This is a genomic window from Polaribacter sp. BAL334 (assembly GCF_015767435.1).
Lineage (GTDB): Bacteria > Bacteroidota > Bacteroidia > Flavobacteriales > Flavobacteriaceae > Polaribacter.
Genome location: NZ_JADWOV010000033.1, coordinates 1 through 561 on the forward strand (window position 1 = coordinate 1; position 561 = coordinate 561).

Annotated in this window: 1 protein-coding gene; it reads left to right on the forward strand. The window is 30.5% G+C overall.

The window, feature by feature from the left end; genetic code table 11:
* Positions 1-34 precede the first annotated feature (34 nt).
* A partial coding sequence (locus IU405_RS00180; RefSeq protein ID WP_197436655.1) for a hypothetical protein occupies positions 35-561 on the forward strand: 527 nt, incomplete at its 3' end.

The window sequence follows — 561 nt, forward strand, 5'->3', positions numbered from 1 at the left end:
CTTTTATAGTTCGTACAAGTAGAAGTCATTCTTTATGAAAATTCAAAAACCAATTATTAAAAACCTTTCCATCGTTTTGGTCGGAAGATTTAATCCACCAATTATCACTCCAGCTTGGCTTGCGTTGAAAGGATTAGTCCGAGAATCAGAAATTGAAAATGCAGATGTAAAAATCATTCATTCAGAGATAAGTCATTTTATTTTATCTTTTGTAGAGCTAAACGTCACTTCTGAAAAAATGATTTTATACTGTGAGAATGAGGCGGATTTTGAATTAGTTAAAGATTTAGCGGTAAGTGTTCTTAACTACTTGAAAGAGACCCCTATTACGGCTATTGGATTAAATAATACGACACATTTTGCTTTTTCTAAAGAGGAAGAATATATTAATTTTGGGAATTGGTTAGCTCCACATAAGATTTGGAAAGATAAAATTGATGAACCTAGATTATTTGAATTAAAAATATTAGAACCTTTCAAAGAATCATCTCCTGTAAAAACCCTTGTAACAATTACTATTTCTGAGAAAATAAAACCATTCGGAGTAAGTTACTCTAACAA